Annotated in this window: 19 protein-coding genes; 10 read left to right on the forward strand and 9 right to left on the reverse strand. The window is 75.4% G+C overall.

Annotation, left to right across the window (positions count from 1 at the left end):
- Genes GA0070622_RS04795 through GA0070622_RS04825 form a run of 7 tightly spaced genes read left to right on the forward strand, consistent with a single transcriptional unit; the run spans position 1 to position 3,198 of the window.
- Entirely contained in the window at positions 1-756 is a 756-nt protein-coding gene (locus GA0070622_RS04795) for a GvpL/GvpF family gas vesicle protein (protein WP_091569049.1), read from the forward strand.
- Position 757: 1 nt separating this feature from the next.
- Positions 758-1,102: a gas vesicle protein GvpG gene (locus GA0070622_RS04800; protein WP_091569052.1), complete on the forward strand. Its 345-nt coding sequence runs from the start codon at positions 758-760 to the stop codon at positions 1,100-1,102.
- Positions 1,099-1,446, forward strand: coding sequence for a gas vesicle protein GvpO (locus GA0070622_RS04805; RefSeq protein ID WP_091569055.1), 348 nt, complete (start codon positions 1,099-1,101; stop codon positions 1,444-1,446). The genes GA0070622_RS04800 and GA0070622_RS04805 overlap by 4 nt, the downstream gene beginning before the upstream one ends.
- Position 1,447: 1 nt before the next feature.
- Positions 1,448-1,816 carry a gas vesicle protein GvpJ gene (gene gvpJ / locus GA0070622_RS04810; RefSeq protein ID WP_091569058.1) on the forward strand — a complete coding sequence of 123 codons (369 nt, stop codon included), beginning with the start codon at positions 1,448-1,450 and terminating at the stop codon, positions 1,814-1,816.
- Positions 1,800-2,615, forward strand: coding sequence for a GvpL/GvpF family gas vesicle protein (locus GA0070622_RS04815; RefSeq protein ID WP_091569061.1), 816 nt, complete (start codon positions 1,800-1,802; stop codon positions 2,613-2,615). Before gvpJ ends, GA0070622_RS04815 begins: the two co-directional genes overlap by 17 nt.
- Complete coding sequence (locus tag GA0070622_RS04820) at positions 2,606-2,848, forward strand: gas vesicle protein (RefSeq protein WP_091569063.1); 243 nt, start codon at positions 2,606-2,608, stop codon at positions 2,846-2,848. Before GA0070622_RS04815 ends, GA0070622_RS04820 begins: the two co-directional genes overlap by 10 nt.
- Positions 2,845-3,198: a gas vesicle protein K gene (locus tag GA0070622_RS04825; protein ID WP_218012425.1), complete on the forward strand. Its 354-nt coding sequence runs from the start codon at positions 2,845-2,847 to the stop codon at positions 3,196-3,198. Before GA0070622_RS04820 ends, GA0070622_RS04825 begins: the two co-directional genes overlap by 4 nt.
- A gap of 4 nt (positions 3,199-3,202) precedes the next feature.
- On the opposite strand, the gene GA0070622_RS04830 is transcribed toward GA0070622_RS04825, so the two are convergent.
- The 7 genes from GA0070622_RS04830 to GA0070622_RS04860 are packed head-to-tail and all read right to left on the reverse strand — an operon-like array spanning position 3,203 to position 11,650.
- On the reverse strand, positions 3,203-5,419 hold the full coding sequence (locus GA0070622_RS04830) for an AAA family ATPase (protein WP_091569066.1): 2,217 nt from the start codon (positions 5,417-5,419) through the stop codon (positions 3,203-3,205).
- 38 nt (positions 5,420-5,457) lie between these two features.
- Entirely contained in the window at positions 5,458-5,958 is a 501-nt protein-coding gene (locus GA0070622_RS04835; RefSeq protein WP_091576883.1) for a hypothetical protein, read from the reverse strand.
- A gap of 46 nt (positions 5,959-6,004) precedes the next feature.
- Positions 6,005-6,766 (reverse strand): GTP-binding protein, encoded by a 762-nt coding sequence (locus GA0070622_RS04840; protein WP_176558981.1) that lies wholly within the window; start codon positions 6,764-6,766, stop codon positions 6,005-6,007.
- Positions 6,744-7,193 carry a DUF742 domain-containing protein gene (locus GA0070622_RS04845; RefSeq protein ID WP_091569069.1) on the reverse strand — a complete coding sequence of 150 codons (450 nt, stop codon included), beginning with the start codon at positions 7,191-7,193 and terminating at the stop codon, positions 6,744-6,746. Before GA0070622_RS04845 ends, GA0070622_RS04840 begins: the two co-directional genes overlap by 23 nt.
- Positions 7,190-7,654 (reverse strand): roadblock/LC7 domain-containing protein, encoded by a 465-nt coding sequence (locus GA0070622_RS04850; RefSeq protein WP_091569071.1) that lies wholly within the window; start codon positions 7,652-7,654, stop codon positions 7,190-7,192. Before GA0070622_RS04850 ends, GA0070622_RS04845 begins: the two co-directional genes overlap by 4 nt.
- Entirely contained in the window at positions 7,651-10,491 is a 2,841-nt protein-coding gene (locus tag GA0070622_RS04855; RefSeq protein ID WP_091569074.1) for an ATP-binding protein, read from the reverse strand. Before GA0070622_RS04855 ends, GA0070622_RS04850 begins: the two co-directional genes overlap by 4 nt.
- Positions 10,478-11,650: a hypothetical protein gene (locus GA0070622_RS04860; protein ID WP_091569077.1), complete on the reverse strand. Its 1,173-nt coding sequence runs from the start codon at positions 11,648-11,650 to the stop codon at positions 10,478-10,480. The genes GA0070622_RS04855 and GA0070622_RS04860 overlap by 14 nt, the downstream gene beginning before the upstream one ends.
- Positions 11,651-12,025: 375 nt before the next feature.
- Here GA0070622_RS04860 and GA0070622_RS04865 point away from each other — a divergent pair, with 375 nt between their 5' ends.
- The 3 genes from GA0070622_RS04865 (at position 12,026) to GA0070622_RS04875 (ending at position 16,651) form a co-directional block, all read left to right on the forward strand.
- On the forward strand, positions 12,026-14,893 hold the full coding sequence (locus GA0070622_RS04865; protein WP_091569079.1) for an alpha/beta fold hydrolase: 2,868 nt from the start codon (positions 12,026-12,028) through the stop codon (positions 14,891-14,893).
- Positions 14,893-15,816 carry an ABC transporter permease gene (locus GA0070622_RS04870; RefSeq protein WP_091569082.1) on the forward strand — a complete coding sequence of 308 codons (924 nt, stop codon included), beginning with the start codon at positions 14,893-14,895 and terminating at the stop codon, positions 15,814-15,816. Before GA0070622_RS04865 ends, GA0070622_RS04870 begins: the two co-directional genes overlap by 1 nt.
- A 385-nt stretch (positions 15,817-16,201) precedes the next feature.
- Positions 16,202-16,651: a DoxX family protein gene (locus GA0070622_RS04875; RefSeq protein ID WP_091569084.1), complete on the forward strand. Its 450-nt coding sequence runs from the start codon at positions 16,202-16,204 to the stop codon at positions 16,649-16,651.
- 51 nt (positions 16,652-16,702) lie between these two features.
- Here GA0070622_RS04875 and GA0070622_RS04880 read toward each other — a convergent pair whose 3' ends face one another.
- Together GA0070622_RS04880 and GA0070622_RS04885 are read right to left on the reverse strand one after the other, a co-directional pair.
- The gene (locus tag GA0070622_RS04880; protein WP_091569087.1) at positions 16,703-17,356 is read right to left on the reverse strand and encodes a DUF4232 domain-containing protein; all 654 of its coding nucleotides are present in this window, start codon (positions 17,354-17,356) and stop codon (positions 16,703-16,705) included.
- Positions 17,357-17,363: 7 nt separating this feature from the next.
- A complete protein-coding gene (locus GA0070622_RS04885) occupies positions 17,364-17,672 on the reverse strand; it encodes an ArsR/SmtB family transcription factor (protein WP_091569089.1) in 309 nt (102 codons plus the stop codon).
- Positions 17,673-17,746: the final 74 nt, after the last annotated feature.

Genomic DNA, 17,746 nt, shown 5'->3' on the forward strand with positions numbered 1-17,746 from the left:
ATGGCCGGGGAACACGGGCTGTTCATCTACGGCATCGTGCCGTCCGACGTGGAGCCGACCTCCGACGCCGAGGGGGTCGGCTCCCCACCCGGCGAGGTGACCGCGATCCGGCACGGCGAGCTGGCCGCGCTGGTCAGCGAGGTGGGGCTGGAGGAGCCACTGGGCCGGCCGGCGGACCTGTCCGCGTACGAGCGGTTGCTGGACGGGACGGCCGAGGTCGCGCCCGTGCTGCCGGTCCGCTTCGGCACGGTGGTGACCGGCGAGGACGCGGTCGAGGACCTGCTCGACGCGCACCACGACCGGTTCGCCGACGCGCTGGACGAGTTCGAGGACCGGGTGCAGTACACGGTGCACGGGCGCTTCGACGAGCAGGAGTTCATCGGCGAGCTGCTCGCCGGCAACCGCGACGCCGCCGCCCTCGCCGATCAGGTGCGAGGTCGGCCGGAGGCGGAGAGCCGGGAGCAGCGGATCCGCCTCGGCGAGATGATCAGCCAGGCGGTCGAGCTGCGCCGGGAGGCGGAGAACCGGGACCTGATCGACGCGGTCGGCGGACACGTGGTCGCCGACGCGGCCCGCGCGCCCAGCCACGAACTGGACGCCGTGCACGTCGCCTTTCTGGTCGCGAACGACGACGAGGAGGAGTTCGTCCGGGCCGTGGAGGAGTTCGCCGAGCAGCGTCGGGACCTGATCCGGACGCGGCTGATCGGCCCGCTCGCCCCGTACGACTTCGTCAGCGCGCACCAACTGGCGGAGTGAGATGGACATCCTGTGGGCGCTGCTGACCCTGCCGTACGCGCCGGTGCGCGGGCTCACCGCGATGGTCAAGGTGGTCGCCCGGGAGGCGGAGTCGAAGCAGCACGACCCGGTGAACATCCGCCGCGAGCTGGAGGAGCTGGACCGGGCGGCGGAAGCCGGCGACATCACGCCGGAGGAGCGCGACCGCGGCCAGCAGCGCGTGCTGGACCGGCTGACGCCGCAGGGTGCGAAGACCGGCCGTAGCGCGTCCCGGGCGAACGGCGGCGATCGACCGCCGCCGCCCGCCCGGCGACGCCCTGCCCGCCGGCGGGGGGAGCAGCAACGGGGGGCGAGGGGGAGGACATGACGTCGACACGGATCCGCGGCGACGGCAACCGCCAGCGGCAGGACGGCCGGGCCGAGGAACGCTACCTCGACGAGAACGACGAGGAGGCGATCAGCACGGCCGAGGCGGCCCGGGAGGGGCTGCGTCAGGTCGTGGCGCTGACCGGCAAGGACCCGCTCGGGATCACCTCGATCCAGCCCACCGACGACGGCTGGCTGGTCGGGGTGGAGGTGGTCGAGGACCATCGCATCCCCGCGTCCACCGACCTGCTCGGCCTCTACGAGGTGGAGCTGGACATGACCGGTGACCTGCTCGGCTACCGGCGGACGCGCCGCTACCAGCGCGGCAAGGGGGACGGGGGCTGAGATGACCACAGCGCGGCAACCGCCGGTGGTGCAGAACACCGGCCAGGTGATGGGCGCCGGGCACGAGCCGGCGAACCTCGGCGACATCCTCGAACGGGTCCTCGACCGGGGCATCGTCATCGCCGGCGACATCCGGGTCAGCCTGCTCGACATCGAGTTGCTGACGTTGAAGCTGCGGCTGGTCATCGCCTCGGTCGACACCGCGCGGCAGATCGGCATCGACTGGTGGGAGCACGACCCGTGGCTCAGTTCCCGGGCCCGTCCACCGGTCGAGCCGGGACCCCGCGACCCCGAGGAGGTCGAGGCGTCCCGCCGGCCGCGCGTCGCCGCCCGTGTCGCGAGGGAGGAGTGGGATGACGACGACAGCTGAACCCGCCCCGGCGGCGCCGGAGACCGGCAGTGGCGTCTGGCTGCACGGCGTGGTGGCGGAGGTCGCCCCGACGACCCTGGCCGGGATCCCCGGCATCGCCGGCACGCCCGTGCGCGCGGTCACCGGCGCGGGCCTCGTCGCCGTGGTCGGCGACGCGCCGCTGGCCGAGTACGGCGAGGAGGCGTTGCGCCGCAACCTGGAGGACCTGGGCTGGTTGGAACGCGCCGCGCGGGCCCACCACGCGGTGGTCGACGCGCTCGCCCGCGCCGGGGCCGTGGTGCCGGCCCGGCTCGCCACCGTCCACCGCGACGACGACCGGGTGGCCCGGGTGTTGGCCGAGCGGCACGACGAGCTGTCCGGCACGTTGGCCCGGCTCACCGGCCGCGAGGAGTGGGGCGTCAAGGGGTACGTGGTGCCGGGCGCCACCCCGCGCACCGAGGAGCCGGGCGGCGGGGGCGGCGCGGGGGCGGCGTACCTGCGCCGGCGTCGGGCCCAGCTCACCGCCCGCGAGGAGGGGCAGCGGATCGCCGCCGACGCGGCGACGGCGGTGCACGCCGCGCTCGCCGGGCACGCGGTCGCCGCCCGGCGGCACGCGCCGCAGGACCGCCGGCTCTCCGGCGCGGCCACCGCGATGGTGCTCAACGGCGCGTACCTGGTCGACCGCGCCGGTCTGGACGGCTTCCGCGCGCTGGCGGGAGCACTCGCCGACCGGCACCCGGAGCTGCGGTTGGAGCTGACCGGCCCGTGGCCGGCGTACTCGTTCGTGACGGAACCGGCGGCGGAGTCGGCATGGCCGTGACGGCACTGGCCCCGAGCAGCGTCGACGACCCGTCGGCCTACGGGCAGGTGGCGCTGGTCGACCTGCTCGACCGGGTGCTCGCCGCCGGTGTGGTGGTCACCGGCGACATCACCCTGGCCATCGCGGACGTCGACCTGGTCCGGATCTCGCTGCGCGCGCTGATCGCGTCCGTCGGGGCCCTCGCCCCGCCCGAGCCGGGACCCGTCGCGCCGGAGCCGGCGGTGGCGACGTGACCACCCGGGACGAGGCGGCCGAGCTGGCCGCGGCGTTGGGCGAGTCGACGTGGACCGCGCCCCGGGTCCGGCCGCTGGACCGGCGGCTCGCGGTCGACGAGAACTCGGTCGAGCGCGGCCTGGCCAGCCTGGTGCTCACCGTGGTCGAGCTGCTCCGCCAGCTGATGGAACGGCAGGCGCTGCGCCGGGTCGACCTGGGTGACCTCGACGACGACCAGGTCGAGCGCATCGGCGCCACGCTGATGGCGCTGGAGGAGCAGATGACCCAGCTCCGCGACTACTTCGGACTCTCGCCCGAGGACCTCAACCTCGACCTGGGCCCGCTCGGGCCGCTGCTGCCCACCGACTGAGCCGTCACCGCCGGGTGGCGGCGTACGACTCCAGGTGGGCGAGCTGCGCCGGATCGAGGGACGGGCGTACCCGGGCGCGGGCCGCCTCGACGTGCCCGGCGGTGACCGTGCGGGCGCTCAGCGACTCGCGCATCGCGGCCAGCGCCGCCTCCCGCACCAGCGTGGCGCAGTCGGCCGCGGAGAAGCCGTCCAGGTCGCCGCCGAGCGCGTCCAGGTCCACGTCCGGCGCGAGCGGCACGTTCCGCGCCGCCGCCCGGAGGATCTCGGCGCGGGCCGGACCGTCCGGCGGGGGCACGTAGACCAGGCGCTCCAGCCGGCCGGGACGCAGCAGCGCCGGGTCGACCAGCTCCGGGCGGTTCGTCGCGCCGACCACCACCACGTTGCGCAGCGCCTCCACCCCGTCCAGCTCGGTGAGCAGCGCGGCGACCACCCGGTCGGTGGTACCCCCGTCGGTGGCCTGGCCGCGCACCGGAGCCAGGGCGTCCACCTCGTCCAGGAAGACCAGGGTGGGTGCCGCCTCCCGGGCCCGGCGGAACAGCTCGCGGACCGCGCGTTCGCTCTCGCCCACCCACTTGGAGAGCAGCTCGGCGCCCTTCACCGACAGCACGTTCGCGCGCCCGGAACCGGCCAGCGCGGTGACCAGGTAGGTCTTCCCGCAGCCGGGCGGCCCGTAGAGCAGCACCCCGCGCGGCGGCGTCACCCCCAGCCGGGCGAACGTGTCCGGATAGGTCAGCGGCCAGAGCACGGACTCGGTCAACGTCTGCTTGACCTCGTGCAGCCCACCCACGTCGTCCAGCGTCACCGACGCCAGCTCCAACGTGGAGGACGCCATGGTGGTCGGCCGGACCACCTCCAGCGCGGCGGTGAAGTCGGCCATCGCCACGGTCGGCGTCTCCGCCGTCTTCTGCCGCAGCGCCGCCCGCACCCCGGCCTCCCGGACCAGCGCCGCGAGGTCCGCGGCGACGAAACCGGGGGTACGCGCCGCCACCTCGTCCAGCCGGACGTCGCCGGCCAGCGGCACCTGGCGGGTGAGCACTGTCAACTGCTCCCGGCGCAGCGCCGGGTCGGGCAGCGGCACGGTGATCCGCAGACCCAGCAGGTCCGGGCCGCGCAGGGCCGGGTCCACCGCCTCGGGGCGGGCGCTGGTGCAGACCACCGCCGCGCCGGCCCGTACCGTCTCGGCGACGACCTGCCGGAACACCGTGGCCAGCGGGCCCGGCTCGTCGGCCGGGGCGATCGCCTCCACGTCGGTGACCAGCAGCACGGCGGGTCCGCCGGCGCGTACCGCCGAGGCCGCCTCGCGCAACCGTCGGGCCGCCGCGTCGGCGGTCGACGCGGCCAGCTCCGGTGCCCAGAGCGGACGGATCCGCGCGCCCACCCGGGCGGCGACGGCGCGGACCAGCGCTGCCTTGCCCGAGCCCGCCGGGCCCTCGACGAGAACCCCGAGCGAGACGGTGGTGCCCAGCCGGCCCAGCACCTCCCCGTGGTGGAAGCCCAGGTCCAGCAGCTCGGTCAGCTCCTCGGCCTGGGCCCGCAGGCCGGGCAGCTCGTCCACGTCCGGCGCGTCCTCCGGACCGAGCAAACCCTCGGCCGCCGTCGCGACGGGCGCGGAGTCGGGCACGTCCGCCGGGCCGGAGCCGCGGGTGGCCGGGCCGTGTTCCCAGCCCACCACCGTCTCCATGGTGACCAGCGCGCCGGTCGCCGGCTCGGCCGCGACCACGGTGAGCAGGGTGCTGGTCCAGGCGTACCCGACGGAGCTGGCGAGGCTGCGCCGCGCCGCCTCGACCAGGCCGCGCACGGCGGCGTCCGGGAGCACGTCCTGCGGCAGCAGCGAGACGTCGTCGCCGGCGGTGACCACCTTGCCCAGCAACGCGAGCCGCAGCATCTCCGGCGGGACCGCGGCGACCACCGCGGCCGGGCCGGCCACTGTCACCCGGCGCGCCGGCGCGGCCGGCAGCGGGCTCACCGTGACCTGCCCGCCGGCCCGCACGCCGAGGTTGCCGAGCAGCAGGTCGTCGGCGTACAGCAGGGCGCTGCTGGTGTCCGGCTCGGCGGCGGCCGCGATGCCGGCGGTCACCCGGCGACCGGTCAGGCGCACCGGGTCGCCGGGGCGCAGGGCCAGCGCGGTCAGCACCTCGGGGTGCAGGCGTACGACGCCCCGGCGGGCGTCCAGCGCGGCCGGCCGCAGGCTCGCGGTCAGGGTCAGGTCGGGTTCCGCCACCCGCCGACAGTAGCCGCCGGCACCACACCCCGTCCGGGTCAGCGCGGGCCGGGGTCCTCCAGCAGGGACGGGTCCCGGCGGATCATCTCGGCGAGCCGGGCCGCCGGGTCGGTGTCCAGCGGGTCGTGCCCGGGCGCGGGCACCGTCTTCACCGACATCGGCCAGGCCGGCGGGGGCGCCGGCGCGGCGGCCGGGCCGACCGTCACCGCCGGGCCCGCCCAGGAGACCCGCAGCGGGTACGCCTGGCCGCCCAACTCGACCCGGAGCGTCACGTCGAGCCCGGGATGCTCGGCGACCACCCGTCGGACCGCCTCGGCGACCTCCTCGACCGGGTCCCGCCGGTGCGGCGCCTCACCGCCCCGCAGCCGGTACGCGCCGTGCCCGGCCCGCCGGTCCGGCGGCCCGTCCGGAACCGGCCCGTCGGCGGCGGCACCCCGTTCGGCCGCTTCGGCCGGCTCGCCGGGCAGCGGCTCCCGTCGGCGCCGCGCCTCCTCGCGCCGAGCCAGCCGGGCCAGTGTCTCGTCCAGATCACCCCTCATCGCGTCCACCCCCTTCGCCAGAAAACGGACCGGATCGAGCGTCGGTTCAACCCTCCCGGGACCGGGTCGCCCGGTCCAGCGCCCGGTCCAGGACGACCAGCAGGGCGTCCCGGACGGAGAGGCGGTCCCGGGCGTCGAACTGCACCAGCGGCACGTGCTCGGCGATCGCCAGCGCCCAGCGGATCGACGGCAGGTCCAGCGCCAGCTTCCCGTCGAAGGCGTTGACGCCGACGGCGAACGGCAGCCCGGCCCGCTCGAAGAAGTCGATCGCGGGATAGCAGTCGTCGAGCCGGGCGCTGTCCACCACCACCAGCGCGCCGAGCGCGCCCCGCGCCAGGTCGTCCCACATGAAGCCGAAACGGGCCTGGCCGGGCGTGCCGAAGAGGTAGAGCTTCAGGCTGCGGTCGATGGTCACGCAGCCGAAGTCCATCGCCACCGTGGTGGTGGTCTTGCCGGCCACCCCACCCGGGTCGTCCACGCCGATGCCGGCGCTGGTCATCTCCGCCTCGGTGGTCAGTGGCGCGATCTCGGAGATGGCGCCCACGGTGGTGGTCTTGCCGACCCCGAAGCCACCGGCGATGAGGATCTTCACCGGGATCGGCGGGCGGGGCGCGGGCGCCCGCCGCACGATCGGGGCCGGTTCGCCGGGCACGCCGGGGGGCCGGTACGGCAGCGGCGGCGGCGCAGGCGGGGGCGGTGTGGCCCGGCCGATCAGCGGGGCCGGCCCGCCGTAGCGGGTGGGGGCGCTGTTCGCGGACGGCCCGCCCAGGGCCGCCGCCGGCCATTCAGGAGATCGCACGGAGTCCATCAATCACTCGCAGGATGATGTCGGGATCGAGGGCGTCGTCGACGTCCGCGACGTGCACGTCGAGATGACCAGCGGCGCGCAGGTCGCCGACCAGCACCCGGGTCACCCCGAAGTGCATCCGGGTACGGGCGGAGATCTCGGCGACCGACACCGGCTCGGCGCAGATCGCGACGATCGCCGCCAGCTCCGGGGCCAGCCGGGCGGTCACCGCCCAGGTGCCGCTGCCCGCGCGGGCGGTCACCTGGGTCTCCAGGCCGATCGCCGGGTCGCCGTCCACCCGTCCGGCGGTGAGCACGAACGGGCGTGGGCCGGTCGGCTCCCCGTCGCCCGCGTCCGACCCGGTGAGCGGGGCGGACGCGCGCAGGAAGGGACGGATCCGGACGCCGGGTTCCGGCTCCGGGTCCCCGCCGGCGGCCCCCGGGATCATTGCTGGACGGCGTTCTTCAGCTCGGCGATCAGGCGGGGGCTCAGGGCGCCACCGGCGCGGCCCGCGAAGAGCGTCATCTCGTACGCCACGGTGCCCAGGTTGGCCGAGCGGTCGGCGACCACGCCGAGGACCGAACCGCTGCTGATCGCGCTGATCAGCAGGTAGCCCTCGGCCATGTCGACGATCACCCGGTTGAGCGCGCCCAGCGCGTACCAGCTGGCGGCGCCCCCGGCGAGGCTGGTCATGCCGGAGACGACGGCGGCGAGGCGTTCCGCGTTGGACCGGTCCTTGATGGCGGACATGGCCATCAGCAGCCCGTCCGAGGAGACCGCGATCGCCTCCATCACCCCGGCCGTGCTGGAGGTGAACGAGTCGAGCAGCCAGTTGAAGGTACGCGCCTCGGGGCTGAGGTCGCCGGTGGAGCTCTGTTCGACGTTGTCGTGCAGGAACGGGCTGGTCACCGTGATGGATCCTCTTCGTAGCGACGGTCGGTACTGACTTCGCGCAGAGCACGGGCGACGCCCGCCTCGAACTCGGTGATGAGGTTGCGGACCTCGACGGGGTCGCCGGGGTCGGAGCTGGTCGGGGGCGCGGCCGGCACCGGGGAGACGGCCAGGTTGGCTCCGGGCACCCGCCGGCTGAGCCGGGGGCGGCCCGGCGTCGGCGGGGCCGGGGTGACGTCGTCCTCGGCCCGGCGTACGCCGTCCTGGAACGCCTCGACCAGCGCCCGGACCGAGGCCGGGTCGGCGGGGATCCCGATCAGCGGCCCGGTCGCCGGGCCGGCGGGGCCCGCCGGGGCGCCAGTGGGCAGGTTCGCCCCGGGCACCCGCTTGCGGATCGGCCGGGTGCCGGCCGGTCCGGGTCGCCCCGCCGGCGGGCCGACCGGAGCCGGTCCGGTGGACGGCCGTCCGGCCGGGGCCACCGGCGGTGGGCCGGCCGGCGGGAAGGCGGGACCGGGCGGCGGGCCGTCGGACGGTCCGCGGGCGGGGCCGGTCGTCGGCCCGGCGGCCGGGGGAGCGGCCGGTGCCGGGCCGACGACCGGTGTCGGCGGGGTCGGGTCGGCGGGGTACGTGGCCGGGCCGACGGGTGGCGTGGTCGCCGGCCCGGCGGCGGGCGGCCAGGCCGGCGGCGGCCCGGCGGTGGGGAAGCGGAGATCGTCGACCGGCGCGCCGCCGGCCGGGGCGGCGGCCACCGGCACGTCCCGCGGACCGGCCGGGTCCGGGGTGTCGGCCTGACTGCCGAACGCGTCCCACGAATCGCCGGTGGCGATGCTGCGGGTGGCCCGGGTGAGCAGCTCGGCGTCGAACCCGGCCGGTTCGACGGCGGCCGGCGGGGGGTCGACCGGCACACCCTCGCGGGGCAGACCGGGCGTCGGCGCCTCGGCGGTCGGTGCCGGCTGCCGCTCCGCGGGTGCGACGGTGGCCCGGGCCGCCGTGGCGGAGGGGCGCTCCGGCCGGCGGACCACCAGCGAGGCGGCCGGGATCTCCACCCCGGCGGTGACCCCGCCGCCCGAGGTCGCGGCCAACCGGACCGTCCAACCGTGCCGGCGGGCCAGCCGACCCACCACGAACAGGCCGAGCACCTCGGTCGGCGCGAGGTCGAGCCGTTCCCGCCGGGTGAAGCGGGCGTTCTCCTCGGCGAGCCGCTCGGCGGTGAGGCCGATGCCGTGGTCGACCACGGTGAGGCGGGCGCCGCCGTCGGTCAGCTCACCGGCCACCACCACCCGGGTGTGCGGCGGTGAGAAGGAGGTGGCGTTCTCCATCAGCTCGGCCAGCGCCAGCACCAGGTCGCCGGCGATCGCGGGCGCGGCCGAGACGCCGGGTGGCACCTGCACGTCGACCCGGGTGTAGTCCTCGATCTCGCCGAGCGCGAGCCGCACCACGTCGGCCAGCGGGACCGGCGCCACGTGCCCGTCCGAACCGGTGGCGCCGGAGAGCACCACCAGGCTGCCGGCGTTGCGGCGCAGCCGGCTGGAGATGTGGTCCAGCCGGTAGAGGTGCTCCAGCCGGGCCGGGTCGGCCTCCTGCCGTTCCAGCCGGTCGATGAGCGCGATCTGGCGGCCGACCAGGTTCTGCGTACGCCGGCCGACGTGGCCGAACATCTGCGCCACGTTGCGCCGGCCGGCCACCTGCCGCTCGACCAGCCGGGCGGCGGTGTGCTGCACCCGCTCGAACGCGCGGGCCAGGTCGCCGATCTCGTCCCGGGCGTCGACGTCCACCGGGTCGAGGCGGACCGGTGGCACCGACTCGGTCTCGTCGTCGGCGACCCGGGTCAGCTCGGCCTCGGCGACCCGGGCGACGCGTTCGGCGGACCGGGTGAGCCGGCTCAGCGGCCGGGCCACCGTCCGCGCCACGGTCATGCTCAGCAGCACCACGAGGAGGAGGATCAGGACCGCCGCCACGCTGACCAGCCAGGCCGCGGTCAACGCGGTCCGCTGCTCGCTGCGGGTCTCCGCGATCACGTCCGCGACGACCTTCTTCTCCACGAACTGGCCCAGGGTGATCATCGAGCGGACCGAGGGGAAGAGCGCGTCCAGCGGCACCGGCGCGATCGCCCCGATCGGGTCCCGGACGCTGTCGACCAGGAACGTCGGGCTGGTCCGGGCCGCCACGGCCGCGTCGTCCAGCCGGGCCAGCTTGAGCTGCTCCGGCGTGATGAGCTTGCGGAACCGCTGGTTGTCCACGTTGAGCGCGGCCATGCAGGCGATGTACGAGCCGGCCACCTTCGCGTCGCCGGTCGCCTTGACCAGCACGATCTGGGTGGCGCAGGAGCTCAGCCCCTCGTCGGCGCGCAGCAACGCGTCCAGGGCCAGCACCTGTCGCCCGGCCGGGGTGTCGGTGTCCACCTGGAACGGCAGCCGCAACGACTCGATCAGGGCGGTGTCGACCGCGGCGAAGGCGGTGAGGATCTGTTCCGGCGTGGCCCGCCCGGCGAGCACTGTGGTGCGGACGTCGGCCAGCGTGCGTACCCCGTCGAGGGCCGCGCGGACCGGCGCCGGCAGCGTCTCGGCGCGCAGGTCGGCGGCCCGGTCGTCGACGGTGACGGACTTCTGGATCAGCTCGGTGCGGGTCACCCGGCCGAGCAGCAACCCGACCGAGAGCAGGCGTTCCTGCTGGAGGTCCTGGACCAGGCTGCCGATCCGGCTGGCGACGCGGACGGTCTCGGCGGTGTCGGCGGCGCGCTGCGCGGTGGCCACCCGGTCGACGACCACCGGCACGGCCAGCCCGACCATGCTGAGCAGCGGGATGATCACCAGCAGGGCGAGCTTGCCCCGGATCCGCAATCTAGCGAGCAGCATCGAACGGCCTCCACCGCTCGGCGTCGCCGCCGCCCACCGTGACGGGCTGGCGGTCGGCGGGCCGGGTCGCGGCCGGCTGGTCCGGGCGGACCGTCGCCGGCCGGCCGGCCTCGGCCGGCTCCCGCGCCTCGGTGGAGCGGTGCCGACCCCGGCGCCACGCGGCGAGCTGGACCACGGCGAGCCCGGCCAGCAGCGCGACCGCGACCACGGCCGCGATCCGGGCCAGGAGCCGGTCCCGGTCGAGCGTGTCCAGTCGCTCCTCCAGCAGCGCGTCGAGCTGGTCGAGGATCACCGTGCGGAGTTCCTTGGCGGCGTTCTGGGCGGTCAGGCCGGCGTTGGTGAGCTGGTCGGTGCTCGGTGCGGCGCGCCCCGGGCCGGGCGCGGAGAACGCGGTGAACGCCTCCAGCGAGCGCTGGTAGGTGTCCAGCGGGGTGAGCACGTTGGCGCCCAGGTCGGTGCTCTCCGAGCTGTCCACCGCCGAGCGCAGGTCGGCGACCAGGTCCATGGCGGGGCCGAGCGCGGCCACCCGCAGCTCGGACAGCTCGGCGCCGGTCTTGACCCGCTCGGCGGCGGGGCGGGCGGGGGCCAGCCGGACCAGGTCGGCGAGCCGGCCGGCCAGCACGGTCGCGGTGGGCAGGTCGCCGCCGATGCCGTCCTGGAGGAAGAAGGAGTCGGCCCGGGGGTCGCGGATCAGGCCGGAGCTCTCCCGCACCTTCCGGTAGAGGGCCAGCAGCAGGTCGGTGGCCTCCCCGTACGCCCGGTAGGCCGCCTCGGGGTCGCCGAGACCGCGGTCCGGCAGCGCCTCCACCTTGGCCCGCAGCCCGGCCCAGCGCTCGTGACTGCGCAGCTCGTCGCCGACGGCGGCGTCCACCTCGGCTGCCCGCTCGATCGCGGCGTTGAGCGCCGCGCGGGAGACCGGCGCCCCGGCGACGGCGGTCGACTGGGCCTCGACCAGCGCGTCGGTGACCGGCCCGAGGGCGCGCAGGTAGCGGACTCCGAGGCGTTCCCGGGTCGCCAGGTCGTGGTCGTCGGCGGTGGTGCCGGAGGCCTGGGCGAAGAGCAGACCGAGTGGGGCGATCAGCGCCAGCACCAGCAGCAGGGGCAGGACACGGCCCGGTACGGAGGGCCGCCGACGGACCCGCGGCGCGGGAACTGTCATGGTCTGTCTCCTCCGGCGACGGCAGGGTGATGCGGTGCCCCGGGAGGTCGCCGTACGCAGTCCCGTGCACCGGACCGGAAAAGTAGCCGAACCGGGCGTGGTCGGAACCTCGGTCGATGAGTCGGCTTCACGTCACTTCGGTGGGTATGACGGAACGTCAATGGGGTGAACACGGAGCGTTCGATCGACGTGGCGAGACGCGACATCGACGGTGATTTGCGGTTGTAGATGTGAATTCACGTGATCCGAATACGTCCCGCTGGGATGGTCTGGACCTTCTGCGGACGACGGACGGCACGCGCCGAACGGCCCAGCCGGACGGACGTACGGCGGATCTCAGGGAACGCTCAGCCGGCGGCCCGTACCGTGTGCCGCATGAGATCACCCGTCGCGCGGGTCCGGCGCGCCCTCGCCGGCCGTCCGCGCCGGATCGTCGCCGCCGTCGTGGTGGTCGTCCTGGTCGTGGCCGCCCTGGTCTGGGCGGTCCGCCCGCAGGGACCGGACTTCCGGACCGAGGCGGCCGTGGTGACCGTCCGGTCCGGACCGACCGGGGACGAGCCGGTCGACCTGGACACCACGCTCTATCTGCCCGGCGACGCCTCGGAGACCAACCGGGTGCCGGCGGTGCTGCTGGCCCACGGGTTCGGCGGCACCAAGGAGTCGGTCCGCGCCGACGCCGAGGACCTGGTCGCCCGGGGGTACGCGGTGCTCACCTGGACCGCCCGGGGCTTCGGCCGCAGCGGCGGCCAGATCCACCTGGACAGCCCGGACCACGAGGTGCGGGACGCGCAGCGCCTGCTGGACCGGCTCGCCGCCCGCCCGGAGGTGCGCCTGGACGCGGCCGGCGACCCGCGCGTCGGCGTGGTCGGCGGCTCGTACGGCGGCGGCCTGGCCCTGCTGCTGGCCGCGCAGGACCAGCGGGTCGACGCGATCGTCCCGATGATCACCTGGAACGACCTGTCCCGGGCGTTCCTGCCGGAGAGCACCGGCCGGGAGCCCACCGACGGCGTGTTCAAGAAGGGCTGGGCCGGCATCTTCTTCGGTGGTGGCGGCAACGCCGGCTCCGGTCCGGCCGGTCTCTCCGGCGCCACCGCGGCCCAGCCGGAGGGCGCTCCCGCGTCCGCCGGCCCGGCGAGCCCGCAGCCGGGCGCCGGCCCGGGCAGCAGCTCCGGACGGGCGCCGGGTGGCGCCGCCGCCGATCCGTCCTGCGGTCGCTTCGCCGCCGACGTCTGCGCCGCGTACCTGCGCATCGCCACCACCGGCCGGGCCGACGCGGCGGCGGTGGCGCTGTTGCGGCGGTCGTCGCCGGCCGGTGTGCTCGACCGGATCAAGGCCCCCACCCTGCTGGTCCAGGGCGAGGCCGACACGCTCTTCCCGCTCACCGAGGCGGACGCCAACGCGCGCGGCATCGCCGCCGCCGGCACGCCGGTGCGGGTCGCCTGGTTCACCGGCGGGCACGACGGGGGCGCCGGCCCGACCTCCGACTCGGACCGGGTGAAGTTCCTGACCGCCCAGTGGCTCGACCACTACGTCAGGGGCGACGGCCCGGCCCCCGGCGACACCTTCACGTTCTCCCGGATCGCCGGCTTCGACGCGCTCGACCGCGGCCTGGTGGCCACCGGCTTCCGCACCGACGACTATCCGGGCGTCGCCGGCCAGGGCCGCCGGGAGATCACCCTGACCGGCGGGGCCCAGCCGGTCGCCGTGCCGCCCAACGGCAACCCGGCGGCGATCTCCGCGGTGCCGTTCGCGGGCGCGCTCGGCTCGTTGCTCGACGGCGTGGCCGGGGACATCCCCGGCCAGCACGCGCGCTTCGAGTCGGCGCCGCTGGACGACCCGGTCGACGTGGTGGGCGCGCCGACCGTGCGGATCCGGGCCGCCTCACCGACCGGCGAGGCGGTGCTCTTCGTCAAGCTCTACGACGTCGACCCGCAGGGCGCGTCCACGTTGCCGTCCGGCCTGGTCGCGCCGGTGCGGCTGACCGGCCTGCCGCGCACGCTGGACGCGGCGGCCCCGGTCTCGGTCACGCTGCCGGCGATCGTCCGCCGGGTCGAGGCCGGGCACCGGCTGCGGCTCGTGGTGGCGACGTCGGACCAGGCCTACGCCACCCCGGCCGAGCCGACCGTGCACACGGTGGCGCTCGGCGACGGCCCGTTGGTGCTGCCCACCGTCGACGCCGCGCCGATCCCGACCACCGCCGCGGTGTGGCGCTGGGTGCTGGCCGGCCTGCTCGCCGCGATCGTGGTCGGGCTCGTCGTGGTCGTCCTGGTCACCCGCCGTCGGCACCGTCGCCAGGACAGCTCCGTGCATCCGGAGTACGCGGGCGTCCCGCTCGCCGTGCGCAACCTGCGCAAGGAGTACGCGGACGGGTTCGTCGCGGTCTCCGACGTGGACTTCGAGGTGCACCCCGGCCAGGTGGTCGGCCTGCTCGGGCCGAACGGCGCGGGCAAGACCACCACGCTGCGGGTGCTGATGGGGCTGACCCAGCCCACCGCCGGGGAGATCCACGTCTTCGGCCACCGGCTGGTGCCCGGCTCGCCGGTGCTCTCCCGGATCGGCGCGCTGGTCGAGGGGCCCGGCTTCCTGCCCCACCTGTCCGGTCTGGACAACCTCAAGGCGTACTGGCGGGCCACCGGGCGGCCGTGGGAGGACGCCCACTTCGACGAGGCGCTGGAGATCGCCGGTCTGGGCGACTCGGTGCACCGGCGGACGAAGAAGTACAGCCACGGCATGCGGCAGCGGCTCGCCATCGCCCAGGCCATGCTCGGCCTGCCCGAGCTGCTGGTGCTCGACGAGCCGACGGACGGGCTGGACCCGCCGCAGATCGCGGAGATGCGCCGGGTGCTCCAGCGGTACGCCACCGACGGCCGCGCGGTGCTGGTCTCCAGCCACCTGCTCGCCGAGGTGGAACAGACCTGCACGCACGCGGTGGTGGTGAACAAGGGTCGGATCGTGGCCTCCGGGCCGGTCGAGGAGATCGTCGGCGAGTCGCCGAGCGTGCTGTTCGAGGTGAGCGACCCGGACGCGGCGCGTACGGTGCTCGACCGGCTGGACGGCGTACGGGTGCTGCCGGATTCCGACGGCGGGCTGGTGGTCGACACCAACGGCACCGCCCGCAGCGAGGTGGTGGCGGAGCTGGTCCGGGCCGGCATCGGGGTGGACCGGGTGGTGCCCCGGCGCCGCCTGGAGGACGCGTTCCTCGCCCTGGTGGGCGAGAACTCTCGGGGAAGCGGTGACCGGTGATGGCGGGTTCTTCGGTGGCGTCGTCCGGCGGTGGCGCGGTCGCACCCGGCGGTACGGCTGCGCCCGGCGCGGGCGGGGCGGCGGCCGGCTACCGGCCGTCGGCCACGATGCCGTTCGGCGCGGAGTTCCGGCGGCAGGCGTCGCGGCGCCGGACCCAGCTCGCGCTGGGGTTCATGGTGCTGCTGCCGCTGATCATCCTGGTGGCGTTCCAGTTCGACTCCGGGGACGACGACGGCGGCGGCCGGGGCGAGTTCGCCAGCCTTGCCGACCTGGCCACCTCGGGCGGCCTCAACTTCACCCTGTTCTCGATCCTGGTGTCGGCGTCGTTCCTGCTGGTCGTCGTGGTGGCGTTGTTCTGCGGCGACACGGTGGCCAGCGAGGCGAGCTGGGGCAGCCTGCGCTACCTGCTGGCGGTGCCGGTGCCCCGGGCCCGGCTGCTCGCGGTGAAGCTGGTGGTCGCGCTCGCGTACTCCGGGCTGGCGCTGGTGCTGCTGGCCGGCACCGCGCTGCTCGCCGGCACGCTGCGGTACGGGTGGAAGCCGCTGAGCAGCCAGGTCTCCGCCGAGCTGGCGCCGGCCGACGGGTTGCTCCGGCTGCTCGGCGTGCTGGGCTACCTGGCGGTGGTGCTGCTGGTGGTGGCCGGGCTGGCGTTCCTGCTCTCGGTGACCACGGACGCCGCGCTCGGCGCGGTCGGCGGTGCGGTGCTGCTCTGGATCCTGTCCAGCATCCTGGACCAGATCACCGCGCTGGGCGGGCTGCGGAACCTGCTGCCGACCCACTACAGCAGCGCCTGGCTGGGGCTGCTGTCGTCGCCGATGCAGACCGACGACGTGGTCAAGGGCGCGATCTCGGCGATCGTCTACGCCACGCTGTTCTGGGGGCTGGCCTTCTGGCGCTTCACCCGCAAGGACGTCACGAGCTGAGGTGGCCGTCACCGACCCGTCGGGGCCGGTCGGCTGTCGGCCAGCTCGACTCTCGCCTGGCCACGGCGGTCACTCTCCGCAACGCTTCGTCAGAAGCAATGTCGCCTCGAACCTCTTATGACTCAGCGTCATAATTATGACTCTGAGTCATATCGCACTCGGGAGAAGCTTCACCCGACCGTGCGGGGCCGACTGGGGAGGGCCTGACTAACTGGGGTTCGCCGAGCCGGGCCGAGTCGAGCCGCAGGTCTTCCCGGCGGCTTTCGGACTTCCATATCATGGGAGCGTTCCCACGAAGTTGTCCCGCCAGCAAAGAATCGATTAACTTCAATCTTCTGCGCCGCCATCCTGGACGTCGTCCGATACCCGTCCCAGGAGGTTTCCCATGGTCCCGAGCCAGTTGAAAGGCCCTGTGCTCTCCCTGTTCCGCATCGTCGTCGGCCTGCTCTTCCTGCTCCACGGCGCGGCGTCGATCTTCGGAATACTCGGCGGCAACCCGGCGACCGGCGGGGCGGTCCCGTTCGGCACCTGGCCCGGCTGGTGGGCCGCGCTGATCCAACTGGTCTGCGGCGCGTTGGTGCTGGTCGGCCTGCTCACCCGGCCCGCCGCGCTGCTCGCCTCCGGCTCGATGGCGTACGCGTACTTCGTGGTGCACCAGCCGCACGGCCTGCTGCCGCTCGGCAACGGCGGTGAGCTGGCCGCGCTCTTCTGCTGGGCGTTCCTGCTGGTCGCGGTGCTCGGCCCCGGCCCCTGGGCGCTCGACGCGCTGCTGTCCCGCCGCCGGGGCGAGCCCGCGGACGCCACCCCCGCGCCTCGCGCGTCGGTCCCCGCCTGAGTCGGTCGCCCACCGGGTCCTGGTGCGGGGCTCCCGTCCCGTGCCGGGGCCTCAGAGCGGGTTGACCGGGGTGGTCGCGAGCGACGGCGGACCGATCGGCGCGGACGGCGCGGGCGCCTGTGTGGTCGGCGCCGGGTCGCGGCGCTTCCAGGCGCTGACGCCGAGCCGACCGGTGTTGCCCAGGTCGATCGGCCCGTCCAGCGCGACCGGGTACGCCGGCCGGCCGGCCACCGGGGCGACGTCCAGCTCGACGCCGTCGGTCGCCACCACCGTCGCGTCGGTGACCAGGTTGCGCCAGATCAGCGCGGCGCCGGCCCGTTCGCCGGGACGCAGCACGAGCGCGGTGGGTGGGTCGTCGAAGCCCGAGGTGATCGGGGCGGCCCCGGGGATCACCCGCACCGTGATCGGGTCCCTGTCGGCGTCCCGCAGCGCGACCGCCGGATAGCCGCGCAGCTCGTACGGCCGGTCGCCGCAGTTGACCAGGTCGAGGCCCATGGCCCGCAGCCCCATCGCGGCGCTCACCCCGAGTTCGACGATCCGGATGCCCTCCGGGGAGCAGGCCGGGGTGGCCGTCGCGCTGTCGGGCGCGGCCCCCGGCCGCTGCGGCGGCGTGGACAGTGGGTCCACCGGGCGCGGCGTCGCGGTGCAGGCGGTCAGCAGGGTCAGCCCGGCGATGACGCCGAGTCGGCGCGCCGGGTTCCGCATCCGGTGATCATGCCACCCGGTCGGGCGCGGCGAGGACCGCGTCGAGCAGGCCCGGGTAGAGGCGGTCCAGTTCCTCGCGGCGCAGGCGCACGTAGCGGCTGGTGCCGGCGACGCGGGTGCGGGTGACGCCCGCCTCGCGCAGCACCCGGAGGTGGTGGCTGCGGGTGGCTTTGGAGACGCCGAACTCGAACGTGCCGCAGGCGTGCTCGCCGCCCCGGGCCAGCGTGCGCACGATCTGCAGTCGGACGTCGTCGGCCAGCGCCGCCAGCACCGCGGTCACCGGCACGTCGCGCAACTCGGGTTCGTGCAGTTCCATGTGACCAGGGTAACCCATGTTCGACATCCGTCGAACAACCTCCTAGAGTCGGCTTCGTTGGTTCGACGATACTC

It is taken from the genome of Micromonospora sediminicola (assembly GCF_900089585.1).
Taxonomy (GTDB): Bacteria; Actinomycetota; Actinomycetes; order Mycobacteriales; family Micromonosporaceae; genus Micromonospora; species Micromonospora sediminicola.